Here is a 16,219-nt window from a genome sequence, read left to right on the forward strand (position 1 = left end):
TAATGACTAATGATTAATAGCTAATAACTCGCGATGCCGAAACCGGGTTTTTATGGAAAATACTGCGTTAAGGCCTTGAATTCTCGTAATAAACCAGGTTGATTGGGTCGCGAATGCGTCCAAGATTAACTAAGCTAAAAAAGCTCTCCATGTCGCCGCTAAAACGATTGCTGCGATCGCTCCTATGAGCGTATTGAAAAAATTTACCACCTCGTTCGTGAGCCACTCAAACTTTGATTGCACCGTCGCGCCAATCACGCTCTCGATATTCGTGGCAATAAAAGCTGAAATAATACAAAAAACAATTCCTGTCAAGTCTATTAAACCGACGGCCCAACTCAAAAGCGCGATCAGAATTGAGCCGACAATACCTGCGATCGTTCCTTCCAAACTTACGGCCCCTTCCGTACCCCTAGGTACAGGCTGCAAGCTGGTAATCAAAAAAGTCCGCTTGCCGTAAGCTTTGCCGATTTCGCTGGCGCTGGTATCGGAAAGTTTGGTGCAAAAACTCGCCGCGTAACCCAGCAATAACAGGGAAATAACATCTTGTGGCACAGGCATCTTGCCTGTCTCTCCTAAAACAGACATTTTGCCTGTCTCTCCTAAAATAGATAATGCCAAAACTCCCAAAGCACAAAGAGTAGCGGTTAAAGCAGAACCCCAGACATTTTCGGGGCCTCGTGCGCCTGAACGCTTTTCGGCTATGCCTTCTGCTTCTTTTTGGGCTTTGCCGATGCGGGTAACTCCCGAACCGACAAGAAAGTAAAACATCACCACAGCATAGCCTTGCCATCCCAAACAGCCCCAGATGAGGACACCCAATACCCAGCCGTGAAATTGGCCAGCGGGAGTGAGCAATTTTTTAGGAGCAATGGTGGCGAGCGCGAGTAAAACTGTATTTAGGGCGATCGCCACCAACCAAGGATTAGACCAAGATAAATAATTAAAGAACAATTCTGAATTCTGCATTTAGTACCTCCATGAGCCAAGTCTTATTTCATCTTGCCTTCCCCGTGACCGATATTGCCCAAACCAAAGCGTTCTACGTAGACGGACTCGGCTGCCAACTAGGTCGCGAATCGCCAAATTCTGCGATTATGGGTTTGTGTGGGCATCAAATTGTCGCCCACGTCAGCCGCGAACCTTTGACGCCTCAGCGAGGCATCTATCCCCGGCATTTTGGGTTAATTTTTACTTCCGAAGCTGACTGGGAAGCGTTGCTAGAAAAAGCCCAGCAAAACAACTTAAATTTCTATCAAGAACCGAGACGGCGATTTGTTGGTTTGCCTACAGAACACCGTACTTTCTTCTTAGAAGACCCTTTCCACAATATACTTGAGTTCAAGTATTATTGTGAACCTGAAGCAATTTTTGGTCGCAGCGAATACGCTGAAGTTGGGGATGCTGTTTGATATTTAGTCCGGTAGCGATTTGCCGCCTGTGGGGGCGGGGTTAGGAAATTGTTGGTTTTAGGCAATTACTGTAGGTGAAACCTGCCCCTACAAAATTTGACATTATACAACAATGAATCAAACGGTTAATCCTGAACTTTCAATGGTTCTGAAAGAGCTTCAGCGACCGCTTTTAAACTGCTGGAATGCCTCGCCATCATGGCATGGGCGAAAACAGACAATTTTACTTCTTTTGCAGCAGATATTTGGGAACTAGAAGCCGGTACGATGATGAAATCCCACTCTGTCCAAATCGAAGTAAAATTGAGCTTTTCCAACAAGGCCGCATCTCGATTTAAATCTTGCAGAAAAGCACTGCCAGGACGCATTTGAACGCAGCCTTTTCCCCAGAGAGTGTAAGCCATCCAAGTACCGCTGTGAGGAGAAGATATCGCAATAAAGCGCTGCACTCGGTTAATGCCACCTAACCTTTGGAGGTAGTAGCGAGTTACTAAACCACCCATGCTCAATCCTACTATATCTAGATGCTGTTCTGGCGCAAAGGTTTTGTCTATATAATCTGCTATTTGTTGGGCTAATTCGTCTATGCTGGCGTTGCCCCAATGGGGCGAGAGATTGAGGGTGTAGACTGACCATCCCAGTTGGGTGAGGTAGGCAGACATTTTGTAAAAAATTCCCGATTTTCTGAAGATTCCGTGAATTAGCAAGACTGGGTTGCGGCTGAAATTGCTATTCATTTTTAAGTGGAAATTTTATTTTCTATAGGTGCTTTGAGTTCTTCAACTAATGCGTTAATACTTAGGGGTTCTGTCACCATTTGGCGGTGCAGCAAAACGTTGACTTTAACTTCTTTACCTACTGGCATTTGGGAACTGTTCGCCGGTACAATCATTATGTCAAATGGCGTCCACATTGATGTAAAGTTTATGCGTTTGAGCATTGTCACATCTTGATTCAAATCGCGCAGCAAGCCACTATCGGGGCGCATATCCAGGTATCCTGGTAGGCGTAGGGAATAAGCGGTGAGTGTGCCGTGGTGGGGGGAAGATAGGGTGATGAAACGCTGTACGCGGTTGATTCCTCCGAGTCGCTGGACGTAGTAGCGACTGACGATGCCACCCATGCTGTAGCCTACTATGTCTAAAGGCTGTTCTGGATCGAAGGTTTCAGAGATGTAGTCTGCGAGTTGCTTGGCCAGTAAGTCGAGGCTGAGGCTGCCGTCGTTGGGGGTGAGGTTGAGGCTGTGGACTGACCATCCGAGTTCGGTGAGGCGGGCGGACATTGTGTTGAAAATAATTTTTGTGTCCCAGATGCCGTGTAGGAGGATGACGGGATTGCGATCGAGCGAACTGTTCATTTGAAAAGAAAATTGCTTGCTAATTACAGCATAAATCACTCCCCTAGGGAGTTTTACCCCTACTAGGACAGCTAGCGAATCGGATCGAGGTACGATCGACAATGAGTGGGAATCCCTAACAAATTCTGAGATACTTTGTAAATAAGTGCAAAGCACTGTGAGTATTCATACCTAAAATTTGCTTTGATGAGGTAGCTTAAATATAGGCAAATGTAAATTTTGATGAATAAATGTAGACAAAGGTTGCCCTAGCTCGTAATCTAACTTTGTTGACAAGCTTGTACAAATTTCTCTAAAAGAACAAAAGGAGTAAGTCTAATGTTTGGTTTTATCAAAAATTTCTTCGGCGGTATTTTCGGCTTTTTCGGCAGACTGTTGGGCTTGAAAAAGTCTGAATATTTCCTAGATTTGGGCGAATCGGGAGCGAAGGAACCAGCAAAAGTTGCGCCTGCGAAGTCTGAGCCTGTGGCGATCGCACCGGCAAAAGTTGAGCCTGTTAAGTCTGAGAAGTCTGAGAAGTCTGAACCGGCTAAGAAGGCTAAGGTAGAGAAAAAGTCTAAGAAAGACAAGGAACCAGTCGCTAGCGTTCCTGCTAATACTCCCGAACCTGCGAAGATACCTGCAGCGGCAGCAACTAACGGGAAAGTGCCGAGTCAAGCTGAACCGAATCGGACTTTTGCTCCTAATAATTTAATGCCGACACCAAATGGAAGTCGTCGAACCCCTGGCCCCAGCATGAACAATTTCCGGGAAATGGCCCGTCAGGTGAAAACGAAATAGGAAATTGGGAATTGATAATAGGGAATTGGGCATGGGATAATTCCCAATGCTGGCGTTAACAAATTAAAAATGGGATTCCTCATTTTTAATTGTAACTCTTTGTTCTATTCCCTATTTTCTGGGTTTCTGAGGAAGGCTAATGCGCTGTATAGCTGAAAAGCTGAGTCCCAAGGAGTTTCGGATTTGCGCTCGACTTCTATATGAGATTCGATCTTGCTCAACATATTAGTGTAATCGAGCACTGTCTCGGCAAAGGGCGTAAATTCTGACCAAACTGTAACGTCAAGCTGGCGATCGAATATTTCCAGTAAGTTATTCCAGTTAATTCTGGTGGTACTTTGAGGAATTTGTTGAGAGTTTTTGACTCTCGATGTTTTGTTTTTCGGGTTCGGTGAAGTGGGAAGTTCGGCAGAAGCTTTGGTGAAGTCAACTCCTTGTTGAAATTCGTAACTTTGGTCGCAAATTCGCAGAATGCAGTTTCTGCTGGGAATGTGCAAGTCACAGATTTGAGCGTAATCTTGCCTGATTTCTCTGTGGCGAAATTGATCCTTTCTGCGGTTGGGGGAGTAGTCCATGACTTCGATGAACATCGGCAACAAGCCTTCTACTCTTTGGGTAACTTCTGACCAGCTAAATTCGATCGCACCGAGTCGCTCGAGTTTATCTTTGCAAACAACGGCTGGAGAAGAGAGAGAGTGGAAGTGTTGCACTCGGAAGATTTGGATTTTTTGAATATCGCTTAGGGTTGCCCAAAATACGGGAATGCCGGCGTTGAGGAGTTCTTGACCGTAAATTCGGAGTTCGGCGATGGGGCCAGTTTTGTAGAGTCTCCAGCCGCGGCTTTGGATTTGCATCCGGGTTGTGTAGGCGTCGATTTTAAAGATTCTGCTGATATTTTGTACGGCTGCGGCTTTGTTTTCGGGACTCACGGGTTCGAGGATAAGGAGTCCGGGTTCGAGGTTGCTGGGGTCGTTTTTGGCGGTTTCTATGGCTTGTTGGCGGAGGTTTTGTTGTGCGGTTTCAATCCGTTGAATAGCTTGGCGGGTCTGGGAGACGATTTTGGCGTTGGTGATGTCGCGGAGTATTTGTTTGTAGGTTGTTTGGGCTTTTTCGAGGTTGTTGGTGAGTTCGTAGTAGCGGGCTATATAGTATTGTACCCACGGATTTTCGGGGGATTCTTTTTGTAGTTGTTTGATGAGTTGGGCAGCTTGTTTGTAGTTTTTACCCTCTAGGGCGGCGACTATTTGGTTGATGTCTGTCATGGCGATTGCGGGAATGGCGTTGTTTCTATATTGGCTGATGTTTGGGTGGTTTCGCCACTGGTTAACAACTTTCGCTGTTATGTTAGTTTGGAATTTTGACCTGTTGGGAAAAATTAAGATTTAAATTTTTTAACCGCAGATGAACGCGGATGTGTATAGATGGATGTTGAGTGGATGTGAAAAAAAATATAAGTTAAAGCTGATTGGAATTAACGCTTAATGTGTAATTACCTTTGCTTGTGCGATCGCCTCCTTTAACAACTATTTTATAAGTGCCGTTACTAGGCAATTTTATAGTGAGTTGAGACTCTCGGCGATTCTGGGAGTTGCCTGTTTTTTCGGCAATAGTTTTGCCGCTGGTGTCCAACAGTGTTATGTTGTGGTCGAATGCTCTGCTTTTGAGGTCGATCGTAATAGATTGACCTGCCCGTCCTTGAAAGGTGTGTTCGCTGGGGTCGCCGTCTTTGAGGGTTCCCCGCTGCTGTAGGATGGAAAGGGAGGTGAGTTTTGGGCGATCGACATTGCTCAATTCTAAGGCGTAATTGGTCATGGGTACATCGAGGCCATTTCCTTCTCGGACTACGATGATAAAAGCTGTTTTGTTGTTGATATCTCGGACTATTTTGTCAATAAATTGGGATTGTATTTGTTTTGCTGCTAGAGGTTTAGGTTGGTTGAAGTTGGGTTTTGAGGTACAGAAAAGCACGGCTCCGTCTAGATAGCGGGCGGCGTAGAACCAATAGTTTTGACCGTTAGTTGTAAATTCGTTTCTGCTAAAGATAGTGAATCTTTCAAGTTGCGGTAGTTGCTGGTTGCGCTGACAATTTTTATCGATGTATATTTCGTTGGCTGATGGCAGTCGCTGGGCGAAAACTGCTGGTACGGTGGTGGTTACAATTGCTGAGATGAGGGTGAGGGTGAGGGTGAAGGGCGATCTGCTTTTCATAAATACTTGTTTCTCTTTATTGTTGTCAGGTATTGTACGCTGTACTTCCTATTTTATCTCTGTTTTAAATACTGTTCTAGTTCCGCAGTGCCCTGTTTCGTCATGCGCTCCAAACATTCATTGAGGAAACCTCCATAACCAGTACCGCCACGGTTTTTATAAACTTCAAATTCACAGGTTTTATCTCTTAACTTAATCCACCCTAATTGTGCTTCAGACAGTAGCGCCCGCTCTTCGCCACTCAATGAGGAAATCAGTTGTTTGTAAACCTCGTTCAGTCGTTTATCCGAGGCTTCGTAATTCAACCGAATACAAGTTCTGACTTGTGCATCTCCTTGCGGGCGATCGCAATTAATCTGTTGAGCAATGGGAAAGCTCGGAGATTGTGCAGAAACTGATGTTGTACCGAAAATTGCCAAAAGCGCGTGAAGCGAAGCTATCCCGTAGGGAATCGACCAAAAGCGCGATCGATCTTTCCTCAACTCTATTTTCATTCACCCTCAACCCACCTATTTTATGAATTATTTGTTATTTGTTGATATTAGCACTTTTCAAAGGCCGCTCCAACTAAAGACAAAGCCACAATCGGTGCTGTCACCGCTCTCAGAATTCTACTCCCCAAAGAAACAGCTTCAAAATCAAATTCGATCGCTCTTTCCACCTCACCCTCAGTCCATCCACCCTCCGGCCCAACAGCAATCACAATCGATAATTCTCCCCCAGCCGGGGGCGGGGACGGGGGCACCGCCCCTACCAAGGGGGGATGGAAAATACCAATCAAACAATCCCACAAATGCCGATTGTCGCCGCGAGCAACACAAATAAATCGATATTTTTGACCGCAATCTTTCACAGCAACATCAAACGAAACAGGCTCTAAAATCGTCGGCACAATTTGACGTTCCGACTGTTCCGCCGCCTCCGCAGCAATTCTCCTCCACCGATCGACCTTCTGAGAACTCGGTTTGAGCAAAGTTCGATCGCTCGTCACCGGCACAATACTTGCCACCCCCAACTCGGCCGCCTGCCTGACAACCTCATCAAAGCCATTTCCCTTGGGCAATGCCGCCATCAAAGTTACTTCAACGGGTAGCTCCCTGTTCACAGCAATCTCCTCTGCTATCGAGGCAAATAACCCGGTTTCCCGCACTTCTAGGACTGCTAACCACCAATGTCCCCGTCCGTCCATTGCAATAAATCGATCGCCCGCTTGCAAACGTAGCACTCGATTTAAATAATGCTGCTGTTCTCTAGTTAAGTCGATTTTGCGATCGCAAATTTGAGCGGCAGTAATTGCTAATCTTTGTAATTGAGGCATTGAATTTGGGATTGTTCGTTTTCTATTAGAGATTTTTTTATTTAACCGCAGAGAACGCAGAGAACGCAGAGGAATAGAGAATGAGAGGAGATAGGCAGGCGGGGTTTCAACAGTTCAAAAAACAATAAAGGCAAAGCATCTACAACCGGAATTATTTTACAAATTCAAGTTTTTTTCTGCAAATGCTCTGCCTTTATATTACTTTTGCCAGAAGTCTATTGAATACAATCGAAAATCACAAAGCGCAAATTTAAAATCGGCTTATGCTTCCTCCTTAATCTTCTTTAAATAAGTGGAAATCGCCTCTGTAGCTAGTTGTGTAATCGGCTTGCCCTGACGGGCTGCTTCTTCCTTGAGCTCGTTGTAGATTTCATCGCGGACGCTAATTCGACGGCGGACTTTGCCACCGCCAGCAGTGGCAGTCTCGTTTTCCTCGCCGTTACTAGACGTAACTTCTAATTCATTAATCTCAGTTGTCATCGAGTCAGCAGATTGGTAGTTGGTTACAAATTGACGGATAGATTCTAACCCGACGCGATCGCAAAAATTGCCAAAACTCTCGCTCAGTTGCCGTTTTTGCTTGAAATAAACAAAAATCGGCTCCAGAAAAGCTTCAAAATCATTGACGTGCAGCTTTTCCTCAATTGGTTTTGCCAGCCGCGTTTGTTCGGGAGAACCGCCCAGCCAAATCTGGTAGGATTCCGGCGAACTCCCGACAAACCCCAATTCTGCCATATAAGGGCGGGCGCATCCATTGGGGCAACCAGTCATCCGCACCACCAAATGCTCGTCTTGCAAGCCAACTTTGGTCAAAAGCGCCCGAATCCGCTCTAAAATGCTCGGCATCACGCGCTCAGACTCGGTAATCGCCAGCCCGCAAGTCGGCATTGCCGGACACGCCATCCCATAGCGCACCAATGGGTCGATCGCAGTTTCCCGCTGAATGCCGCATCGATCGAGTATTCCCTGAATTTCCTGTTTGATATCCGGCGAAATATCGTAAATCAGCACGTTTTGGTGGGGCGTCGCCAATATAGGCAAGTTGTACTTCTGCACAATTTCCCGCAAAGCCGTTTTTAGTTGAAATGAACCTTCATCCTTGATCCGGCCATTGTCCACGGAAATGCCGACAAACAGCTTGCCGTCTCCTTGTTCCTGCCAGCCCAAGAAATCAAAATACTTCCACTCAGGCAGCGGTTTAAAGGCTTCTAGCGGCTTGCCAAAATATTCGGCTACTTTTTCGCGGAACCACTGTACGCCTTTGTCGTTAATCAGGTACTTCAGCCGCGCGTGCCGTCTGTCTGTGCGATCGCCGTAATCTCTTTGGGTTGCTACAATTGCCTTGACCAAATCGTAAACATCATCCTTGGCAACATAGCAAATCTCGTCAGCAACCCGCGCAAAAGTCTCTTCTTTATTGTGAGTGCGGCCCAAACCGCCGCCAGCAAACACGTCAAAACCTTGCAACTCGCCAGCTTCATTGGTAATTACCACTAAGCTCAAATCCTGAGAGTACAAGTCAACTGAATTGTCTCCCGGCACGGTAACGGAACACTTGAACTTGCGCGGCATATAATGGCTGCCGTAAATCGGTTCTTCTTTGTCGTCGCTAAAGATTGTGCCGTTGCCGTTTTTCTGTCTCGCGGCCTTCACTGCGGGGTCTTCCTCGGCCGAAATAGCTTTTTCGCCGTCCAACCAAATTTCATAATAAGCACCGGTTTGCGGTGTCAGCAAATCGGCGACATTGTTAGCGTATTGCAGCGCATACTGGTATTCTGGGCGATTTTTGTACGGTGCTGGAGGCGCCATGATGTTGCGGTTCAAGTCGCCGCAAGCTCCCAAGGTTGACCCCATATTTTTAATAATTGAGGAAAACACTGCTTTAAGATTTTTTTTCAACACGCCGTGCAGTTGGAAACCTTGGCGCGTTGTGACGCGGAGCGTGTGGTTGCCGTATTCTTCAGATAGCTTGTCTAAGGCTAGGTATAATTGCGGCGGAGTGAACCCGCCGGGATTGCGGGTGCGGAGCATGAACTGATAATCTTTTTCTTGTCCTTTAACTCGATTGTCGCGGTTGTCTTGCTGGTACGAGCCGTGAAATTTGAGAATCTGAAGCCCCTCTTCGGTGAAGTGGGTAGTTTCTTGTAACAGTTCAGTCGCAACGGGTTCTCGTAAATAGTTGCTGCGTTCTTTGAGACCTTCTGATTTAGAGGGCTTGCGCGCAACAGGGGTTGAAGTGGAAGATGTGATCATGGGAATGTATAGTGCCAGTTATAATTAGATACAGCCGATCGAATATTTCTTGAAATTTTGACACTTGACAAATTTGCACTTGACAAATCTCCTCAGAAATGCTGTGTCGGATATGTTGACAACTCGGTTAACAACTCGGTTAACAAGTAAGTTAATAACGGTAATCCGCTAGGAATTCTGATGTTGTTCAATTGTAACACGATCGAGCCCGGCCTGAAAAATTGTAATTAAGAGTTTATACTTTCGATCGCTTAAGTGTACGAAACTTTAGAAATAATTAACCTCAACCTTTGAAACTATGTCACTGTATGACGAAGACACCTTTGTGGTCTTAGAAACAAACCAGTCAGAGCAGTTTTTGACTGCGGCGGAACTGTTAGAAAAGCTCAAAGCCGTATTAACCGAGGAACATGAAGATTTGCCGCAGGACGTGGATAAAATATCTGGGGTGGAAGCTCAAGCCAAGTATTTGATTGATACTTATTGTGAATTAGATGTCGGGCAGGGAAAATATTTGCAGTGGTATGCAGTACGGTTAGAAAAGTAATTTTGGAAATAGGGCATCGCGCATAGGGCATTGGTTATTAGAACCAAAAAGTAACAAGTAACAAATAAAAAATAACAGGTAACAAGTAACACATAACCAATAACAACCAACTAATGCCCGATGCCCCATGCCCAATGCCCCATGCCCTATTCTTTCTAATTAATCTTCCAACTGTTGAACCGATGATACTTCAACTGCGGTAACATCGATCGTACCGGGCGGTGTCAAGCGACTAAAATGACCTTCCTCTATTTTCAGAGGTTCGCCGCAGTTGGCACACTGAAACTGAGTTTGATTTAAAGCTGTAAATTCGTACTGACAAACTGGACAGTTGTCCTCAATTAAATTGCGTTTCAGCCACCACTGAAGCGCGAAAAATGCGACCACAGGCGTCAGCAACAAAAAAGCTAGTACAATCAACACTGATTTAACTATCCAACCCAAACCAATAGACACCAACAAACACGCGATGCCCAGCAGTATCAACCAATTGCTAATACGGGGTAGGTTTAAAGAAATTTTGGGGGTGCCTTGGTTCACGGTGGTCTCCTTGGGTGTCTTTGCACGTAGGCATAACTCTATCCTACTCAGAAAATCACGCAGTTGTTCGAGTTAATTTTCCCATCATACACGGAGAAACCGCTCTCTACGTTATAAGTTAATCAGAGTGAGAGGGTTGAAAAATTCCTTGTAAGGATTGACAAAGGGATTCAAAACTAAATCTTGCCAGGGTTTGTTCTCTCAACCAGTGGCGATCGCACCTTTTATCCTCTCCTCGCAGCATTTCCACACAAGCAACCGCTACTGCTGCTGCATCTCGGTGGGGAACTCGCCATCCCAGTTTACCATCTTGCAGCGGATCGGCCGACCCGTCCGCGTCTCCCGCGAGTACGGGTACTCCGCAAGACAGCGCTTCCAAATAAACTATACCGAAGCCTTCCTGGGAGGGCATTACATAAGCATCGGCCAACTGGTAATGTGCTGCTAAATTTTCTGTCGGTACAAAACCCGCAAATATTACTCTTTCGGTAACTCCCAAATCCTCAGCGAGTTTGGCTAATCTAGATCGATCGTCTCCGCGTCCAATAACTAAGTATTTCACATTCGGAAAAGTTTCGGCTATTTGCGGCAAAGCTTGAATGGTGACATCGACGCCTTTGTAAATATCTGTCGATCGCAATCTGGCTACAGTCATCAATATTTTAGCACCAACCAGATTGTACTGCTCTAATAAATCCTGTGGCTTGTGCCCAGTCGTAAATATATTTTCATCTACCGTACAAGGCACTATTTGGAACTTTTCAGGATTTAATTGGTTAATTTCGCAAGTGCGATCGCGCGTGTACCTGCTAATAGTCCAAATACTGTCAGCTTTACTCATTGCTGCTTGATATTTGGGCGGAAGCGGTTCCCACACTTCCTTGCCGTAAGTTAAAATAGTGTAGGGAATTCCCAAGGGTTGGCACAGAATTTGAATTAGCGGTGCGAGTTTGATGTGACCGCAAAAAACCCGCTGCGGTCGTTTTTGCAGCAAGCGACTTAGTAATACTTTAACAAACTTAAGACGACCCAAGCCGGGATTCTCGGTTTTGAGGTAATAAAATTTCAGATTTTTTGACTCGTAAGGATTGTTGCAGTCTGGGGAATCTCGCAACAGCAAAACTTCAGCTTGTGGCGGCGAGTTTGTCCCTGCGGTTATGGACAGGTAAGCTTTGAAAATGTCTTTAATGTAGGATTGAATGCCGCCTTCGCTGGCAAATATTTCTAGGAAACAGAACACGTAATTTGCCGATCGCATCTCAGATTTACCCATTAACAGCGCAGACAATTATTGCAGTATAGTGATTTTGCCAAAAAGGGCGATCGCCATTGTCCATAGCTTTTAAACCATGTCAAGATGACTGTAGTTGCAGGTTTTACAGCCAAATATTCGACTTATCTACTCTCACCGTTGATTTTGAGTGACTATCTGCTTTTTTACTAGGGCTTTTTAACGGGCTGCATTGGTGAGTGCGAGACTTTGTTTGCAGTTTACTATAATCTACCGTAATTGACTGTAAACTTAATGATTTTTTACAACATCCTACCCCAAGTAAAATTTAAGATTTATTGAGTTGGTGCGGCGCGCCCGACCAGACTGAGGATTACCAGAGCGATGCCGATCGAGGATCTCGCATTTTTAGTTTGTGGTGAAAGTATGGTCTATCCAAAGATAGATATAGAGCCCGTATGTAACTGTTATCATCAGCAACATAGAGAGTTAAATTAAATATGACTCTGCCAGGTTTAAAAAACAACTTCTGAAAGATTTTGTCTAAAATATTCTCCTAAAATTTTCTCACGCCTTGCTAAAAAATAAATGCTCATAAAGCATTAAAAAAATTAAGAGTGTTGATTATTTTTGAATCTAGGAGAGAGATGCAATATTCATATCTTTTCCGTTTTTCAAAGTAGTCTAGCGAGCCGAGCGAGAAAGTTTCACGAGCAGAAAATAAACACGATCTCGTACAATCATGTACAAAGAAAAGCCGTTTACCTAAAACATTAGGTATTCGAGCTTAAACCTAACAAAAGCTAATGTTAGGTTGGCAACGTCATATTTACGAGCGACTCTCTCCAAACGAGCATTCATTGGAGTTTGAGGTGAAACGAGTAACGATCGCACTCAGTCTTTTTAGTCTACTCAGCAGCACTCTGGCAAGTTGCACCGCAGCTTCCCAGAACGCTCAAAACAGTATACAACCAAGCAGCTCCGAACTTTCATCAGTTGCTGTAGCAGTCCGCGACCTCGGCAATCCATTCTTCGTACAAGTTGGCAAGGGCGCTGAGGCCGCAGCCAAGAAAATCGGCGGTGCAAACGTGAGGACAACTCTCGTTTCCAGCGGCGACGATTTAAATCAGCAATTTAATCAAATCGAAAACTTTATTGCCTCTAATGTCAGCATGATTGTACTCAATGCTGCGGACACCAAAGGCATTGCACCCGCTGTCGAAAAAGCCAAGCAAGCCGGAATTCCGATAATTGCAGTTGATACCGCCGCCGAGGGAGGCGTTGATGCCACAGTTACTTCAAATAACGTGCAAGCTGGCGAAGTAAGCTGTCAATATATAGCCGATCGCTTGAAAGGAAAAGGCAGCGTTGTGATTATCAACGGGCCTCCCGTCGCTTCAGTGGTCGAGCGAGTTCAGGGTTGCCAGAGTGTCTTCTCCAAATATCCCGATCTCAAAGTTCTTTCCAAAGATCAGAACGCAGAAGGCAGTCGCGATGGTGGGTTGAGAGTTATGAGCGATTTGCTTACTTCCTTCCCAAAAATTGATGCTGTTTTTGCAATTAATGACCCCTGTGCCATTGGTGCAGAATTAGCAGCCAAGCAAGCACAAAGGAGCGAGTTCTTCATTGTGGGAGTCGATGGTGCACCTGAAGCTTTAGATGCGCTCAAGCAGAACAACAGTTTATTTGTGGCTACAGCAGCTCAAGATCCATTTCGCATGGCAGCCAAGGCCGTTGAAGTCGGGAACGACATTCTCAAAGGAAAAAAGCCAGCCAATCCAAACATTCTGATTCCAGTCGCGCTGATTACTCGCGAAAACGTCAATCAACATAAAGGCTGGACAAGTGAATAAACCAGGACTTACTGGCAACCGAGTTGTTTGTGAAATTACTTCTTTTTAGTAGTCATTCTGCTATTGAGAGGAGTAAAGTGGGCCATGCGTACCTACAGATATACCTGCCGTTAATTCCACAAATTGATGGAGCCAACCTCGACTTGTAATTCGCCTAAAATTACGGTATTTGCGATGGTAAATAGCACTCAAGATTCAATTAAAACTAAGCCCGTCCTCGAAATGCAAGGTATTAAAAAAACCTTTAACGGTTTTGTAGCCTTGCACGATGTAAATATCACCGTTTACCCGGGCGAAGTCCACGCCCTCATGGGGGAAAACGGTGCGGGCAAAAGTACGCTGATGAAAATTCTGGCGGGAGCCTACATAGCCGATGCAGGCGAAATCAGAATTGACGGTCAAGCTGTTAAGATGACAGACCCCGCTCAAGCCAGAGATTTAGGGATAGCGATTATTTATCAAGAACTCAATCTTGCCCCCAATCTGACAGTTGCTGAAAACATTTTTATGGGCAGCGAGCTGAAGAAAGGAGGTACATTTTTAGACCAAGATGAAATGCGGCGCAAGGCATCTGAGGTCTTGAAAAACCTCGATGCAAATTTTGAGGCGGGAGACCTGGTTTCGACACTTTCAATTGCCGAACAGCAGCAAGTGGAAATAGCTAGGGCGCTCAAACACAATAGCCGAATCTTAGTGATGGACGAGCCGACGGCCGCGCTTTCAGAGCGGGAAACAGATAAGCTTTTTGAAGTGGTTCGCCGCTTGCGGAATGAGGGCATTGCTATTATTTATATCAGCCACAGAATGGCCGAAATTTATGCCCTTGCCGATCGCGTGAGCGTCATCCGAGATGGCGGGTATATTGGCTCTCTTGAAAAGCACGAAATTTCGGCAGAGCGCCTGGTGGAAATGATGGTGGGTCGTTCTTTACAGGATTTGTACGAAAACAAGCATCAAATAACACCGGGTGCAGTAGTTCTTGAGGTAACAAATTTAAGCGACGGCCGCAAAGTAAAGCCTGCCACTTTTCAACTTCATGCGGGCGAAATTCTGGGTTTAGCTGGTTTAGTTGGCGCCGGCAGAACAGAACTTGCCCGCCTGATTTTTGGTGCAGATAGAAAGGTAAGCGGTGAAATAAAACTGGAAGGTCGTCCTCTCAATGTCTCGACACCCGATGAAGGAATGGCCGCCGGAATTGCTTACGTGCCAGAAGATCGCAAGGCTCTTGGACTATTTTTAGAGGCTAGTTCGGGTGAAAATATCACCATGAATGTCCTCGATCGAGAAGCAAAAGCTGGCATTATTAACTCAAATTTTCTGTTGAAAATTGTCAATGATGCTATTAATAATTTGCAGATTCGCCTTGCAAGCCCGAGCATCAGGGCAATGGATCTTTCTGGGGGGAATCAGCAGAAGTTGCTGCTAGCCCGTTGGTTGGCTATCAACCCAAAGGTACTTTTGCTAGATGAACCGACGCGGGGTGTGGACATTGGCGCAAAAAGCGAAATTTATCGAATTATTAGCGATTTGGCAGCCAAAGGTGTAGCTATTTTGATGATTTCCAGCGAACTGCCGGAAATTGTGGGAATGAGCGATCGCGTCTTAGTGATGCGAGCAGGAAGCCTCGTCGGTGAAGTAGGCGGATCGACTGGGGAAAAGATTACGCAAGAAAACATTATGGCTTATGCCACTGGTGCAAAAGAGGTAGTAAAATCATGAGTCAAACGCAAACAAAAACCAGCAGAAATTCAGGGGGCGATCGGCAGAAAGCAAGTAAAGCTCAAGCTTGGAAAAACTTTATCCAAGTTGCCGGTATCCTGCCGATTTTGCTTGCCATCTGTGTAATTTTTTCCCTGGTAACGCCCAACTTTCTTTCATTAGGAAATTTGATCAATGTCATTCGGCAAGCCTCGATCAATATTGTCCTAGCTACCGGCATGACTTTTGTGATTTTGACGGGCGGAATTGACCTTTCAGTAGGGTCAATTTTGGGCGTGACGGCAGTTGTCGGGGTGCTGGTTTCCTTAGTTCCAGGTCTGGGTTGGTTTGCCGTACCGGCTGCGTTAATAGCCGGAGTCTTTTTGGGATTGCTTAACGGCTCGCTAGTTGCCTATTTAGGTTTGCCTCCGTTCATCGTCACCCTCGGTTCTTACACAGCTTTGCGGGGAGTTGCTTATTTAGTAGCTAACGGCACTACCGTTATCAATAGAAATTTGAATTTTGCTTGGGTAGGTAACAATTATCTCGGCCCAATTCCCTGGTTAGTTGTTATCGCTTTCCTCGCAGTTTTAGCGAGTTGGTTTGTCTTGCGGCGGACGGTTCTAGGGAGGCATATTTACGCCGTGGGAGGCAACATTCGGGCAGCACGATTGACAGGTATTAAGGTGAGTCGGGTGCTGTTATTTGTCTATGGCGTGAGCGGGTTGCTTTCTGGTTTAGGTGGAATTATGAGCGCCTCGCGCCTCTACAGTGCGACGGGGATGTTGGGGCAAGGCTACGAATTAGATGCGATCGCTGCTGTAATTTTGGGAGGTACGAGTTTCACAGGTGGAATTGGTACTATTTGGGGTACTTTGCTCGGGGCTTTAATTATTGCCCTGCTCAACAATGGACTAACTCTCATGAATGTGTCTTTCTTCTGGCAGTTAGTTGTGAAAGGTCTGGTGATAATTATCGCAGTGACGATTGACAAAGTTCGCACCGGTTCAAGCGCAGCGTAA

Annotated in this window: 16 protein-coding genes; 6 read left to right on the forward strand and 10 right to left on the reverse strand. The window is 45.6% G+C overall.

All coding sequences use genetic code 11. The annotated features are described in order from the left end of the window. Window positions 1-129: 129 nt before the first annotated feature. Window positions 130-969 carry a DUF92 domain-containing protein gene (locus NDI35_RS05065; protein ID WP_445311757.1) on the reverse strand — a complete coding sequence of 280 codons (840 nt, stop codon included), beginning with the start codon at window positions 967-969 and terminating at the stop codon, window positions 130-132. Window positions 970-980: 11 nt separating this feature from the next. Here NDI35_RS05065 and NDI35_RS05070 point away from each other — a divergent pair, with 11 nt between their 5' ends. Then, a complete protein-coding gene (locus NDI35_RS05070; protein WP_445311758.1) occupies window positions 981-1,412 on the forward strand; it encodes a VOC family protein in 432 nt (143 codons plus the stop codon). Between the two features lie 125 nt (window positions 1,413-1,537). On the opposite strand, the gene NDI35_RS05075 is transcribed toward NDI35_RS05070, so the two are convergent. Together NDI35_RS05075 and NDI35_RS05080 are read right to left on the reverse strand one after the other, a co-directional pair. Beyond that, window positions 1,538-2,149 carry an esterase/lipase family protein gene (locus NDI35_RS05075; RefSeq protein ID WP_445311759.1) on the reverse strand — a complete coding sequence of 204 codons (612 nt, stop codon included), beginning with the start codon at window positions 2,147-2,149 and terminating at the stop codon, window positions 1,538-1,540. 2 nt (window positions 2,150-2,151) lie between these two features. After that, window positions 2,152-2,769, reverse strand: a complete 618-nt coding sequence (locus tag NDI35_RS05080; RefSeq protein WP_445311760.1) for an esterase/lipase family protein — start codon at window positions 2,767-2,769, stop codon at window positions 2,152-2,154. Window positions 2,770-3,087: 318 nt separating this feature from the next. Between NDI35_RS05080 and NDI35_RS05085 the strand changes: the two genes are divergently transcribed. After that, entirely contained in the window at window positions 3,088-3,549 is a 462-nt protein-coding gene (locus NDI35_RS05085; protein WP_445311761.1) for a hypothetical protein, read from the forward strand. Window positions 3,550-3,653: 104 nt separating this feature from the next. Here the strand turns inward: NDI35_RS05085 and NDI35_RS05090 are convergent, their stop codons facing one another. The 5 genes from NDI35_RS05090 to sir all read right to left on the reverse strand — a co-directional run bounded on the left by NDI35_RS05090 (window position 3,654) and on the right by sir (window position 9,328). Beyond that, a complete protein-coding gene (locus NDI35_RS05090) occupies window positions 3,654-4,811 on the reverse strand; it encodes a tetratricopeptide repeat protein (protein ID WP_445311762.1) in 1,158 nt (385 codons plus the stop codon). A 193-nt stretch (window positions 4,812-5,004) separates the two neighbouring features. Further along, window positions 5,005-5,757: a PPC domain-containing protein gene (locus NDI35_RS05095; protein ID WP_445311763.1), complete on the reverse strand. Its 753-nt coding sequence runs from the start codon at window positions 5,755-5,757 to the stop codon at window positions 5,005-5,007. Window positions 5,758-5,810: 53 nt separating this feature from the next. Then, the gene (locus NDI35_RS05100) at window positions 5,811-6,251 is read right to left on the reverse strand and encodes a lysozyme inhibitor LprI family protein (protein ID WP_445311764.1); all 441 of its coding nucleotides are present in this window, start codon (window positions 6,249-6,251) and stop codon (window positions 5,811-5,813) included. A gap of 47 nt (window positions 6,252-6,298) precedes the next feature. Next, window positions 6,299-7,075, reverse strand: coding sequence for a 16S rRNA (uracil(1498)-N(3))-methyltransferase (locus tag NDI35_RS05105; protein ID WP_445311765.1), 777 nt, complete (start codon window positions 7,073-7,075; stop codon window positions 6,299-6,301). A 261-nt stretch (window positions 7,076-7,336) separates the two neighbouring features. Next, window positions 7,337-9,328, reverse strand: coding sequence for a sulfite reductase, ferredoxin dependent (sir, locus tag NDI35_RS05110; protein WP_445311766.1), 1,992 nt, complete (start codon window positions 9,326-9,328; stop codon window positions 7,337-7,339). A 298-nt stretch (window positions 9,329-9,626) separates the two neighbouring features. On the opposite strand from sir, the gene NDI35_RS05115 reads away from it, so the two are divergent. Then, window positions 9,627-9,875 carry a CRR7 family NDH-1 assembly protein gene (locus NDI35_RS05115; protein WP_445311767.1) on the forward strand — a complete coding sequence of 83 codons (249 nt, stop codon included), beginning with the start codon at window positions 9,627-9,629 and terminating at the stop codon, window positions 9,873-9,875. A gap of 159 nt (window positions 9,876-10,034) precedes the next feature. Here NDI35_RS05115 and NDI35_RS05120 read toward each other — a convergent pair whose 3' ends face one another. Both NDI35_RS05120 and NDI35_RS05125 read right to left on the reverse strand, forming a co-directional pair. Beyond that, window positions 10,035-10,415, reverse strand: a complete 381-nt coding sequence (locus tag NDI35_RS05120) for a hypothetical protein (RefSeq protein WP_445311768.1) — start codon at window positions 10,413-10,415, stop codon at window positions 10,035-10,037. A gap of 118 nt (window positions 10,416-10,533) precedes the next feature. Next, window positions 10,534-11,688, reverse strand: a complete 1,155-nt coding sequence (locus tag NDI35_RS05125) for a glycosyltransferase family 4 protein (RefSeq protein ID WP_445311769.1) — start codon at window positions 11,686-11,688, stop codon at window positions 10,534-10,536. Window positions 11,689-12,452: 764 nt separating this feature from the next. On the opposite strand from NDI35_RS05125, the gene NDI35_RS05130 reads away from it, so the two are divergent. The 3 genes from NDI35_RS05130 to NDI35_RS05140 all read left to right on the forward strand — a co-directional run bounded on the left by NDI35_RS05130 (window position 12,453) and on the right by NDI35_RS05140 (window position 16,219). Beyond that, entirely contained in the window at window positions 12,453-13,499 is a 1,047-nt protein-coding gene (locus tag NDI35_RS05130; protein ID WP_445311770.1) for an ABC transporter substrate-binding protein, read from the forward strand. A gap of 174 nt (window positions 13,500-13,673) precedes the next feature. Continuing rightward, entirely contained in the window at window positions 13,674-15,218 is a 1,545-nt protein-coding gene (locus NDI35_RS05135) for a sugar ABC transporter ATP-binding protein (protein ID WP_445311771.1), read from the forward strand. Further along, window positions 15,215-16,219, forward strand: a complete 1,005-nt coding sequence (locus tag NDI35_RS05140) for an ABC transporter permease subunit (protein ID WP_445311772.1) — start codon at window positions 15,215-15,217, stop codon at window positions 16,217-16,219. Before NDI35_RS05135 ends, NDI35_RS05140 begins: the two co-directional genes overlap by 4 nt.

This window comes from Microcoleus vaginatus FACHB-2002 (assembly GCF_040004035.1).
Classification (GTDB): domain Bacteria; phylum Cyanobacteriota; class Cyanobacteriia; order Cyanobacteriales; family Microcoleaceae; genus Microcoleus; species Microcoleus vaginatus_C.

Bases quoted from the DNA above. Each gene is read 5' to 3' on its own strand.
- NDI35_RS05065 (WP_445311757.1), bottom strand. From the start codon at position 969: ATGCAGAATTCAGAATTGTTCTTTAATTATTTATCTTGGTCTAATCCT.
- NDI35_RS05070 (WP_445311758.1), top strand. From the start codon at position 981: ATGAGCCAAGTCTTATTTCATCTTGCCTTCCCCGTGACCGATATTGCC.
- NDI35_RS05075 (WP_445311759.1), bottom strand. From the start codon at position 2,149: ATGAATAGCAATTTCAGCCGCAACCCAGTCTTGCTAATTCACGGAATC.
- NDI35_RS05080 (WP_445311760.1), bottom strand. From the start codon at position 2,769: ATGAACAGTTCGCTCGATCGCAATCCCGTCATCCTCCTACACGGCATC.
- NDI35_RS05085 (WP_445311761.1), top strand. From the start codon at position 3,088: ATGTTTGGTTTTATCAAAAATTTCTTCGGCGGTATTTTCGGCTTTTTC.
- NDI35_RS05090 (WP_445311762.1), bottom strand. From the start codon at position 4,811: ATGACAGACATCAACCAAATAGTCGCCGCCCTAGAGGGTAAAAACTAC.
- NDI35_RS05095 (WP_445311763.1), bottom strand. From the start codon at position 5,757: ATGAAAAGCAGATCGCCCTTCACCCTCACCCTCACCCTCATCTCAGCA.
- NDI35_RS05100 (WP_445311764.1), bottom strand. From the start codon at position 6,251: ATGAAAATAGAGTTGAGGAAAGATCGATCGCGCTTTTGGTCGATTCCC.
- NDI35_RS05105 (WP_445311765.1), bottom strand. From the start codon at position 7,075: ATGCCTCAATTACAAAGATTAGCAATTACTGCCGCTCAAATTTGCGAT.
- sir (WP_445311766.1), bottom strand. From the start codon at position 9,328: ATGATCACATCTTCCACTTCAACCCCTGTTGCGCGCAAGCCCTCTAAA.
- NDI35_RS05115 (WP_445311767.1), top strand. From the start codon at position 9,627: ATGTCACTGTATGACGAAGACACCTTTGTGGTCTTAGAAACAAACCAG.
- NDI35_RS05125 (WP_445311769.1), bottom strand. From the start codon at position 11,688: ATGGGTAAATCTGAGATGCGATCGGCAAATTACGTGTTCTGTTTCCTA.
- NDI35_RS05130 (WP_445311770.1), top strand. From the start codon at position 12,453: ATGTTAGGTTGGCAACGTCATATTTACGAGCGACTCTCTCCAAACGAG.
- NDI35_RS05135 (WP_445311771.1), top strand. From the start codon at position 13,674: ATGGTAAATAGCACTCAAGATTCAATTAAAACTAAGCCCGTCCTCGAA.
- NDI35_RS05140 (WP_445311772.1), top strand. From the start codon at position 15,215: ATGAGTCAAACGCAAACAAAAACCAGCAGAAATTCAGGGGGCGATCGG.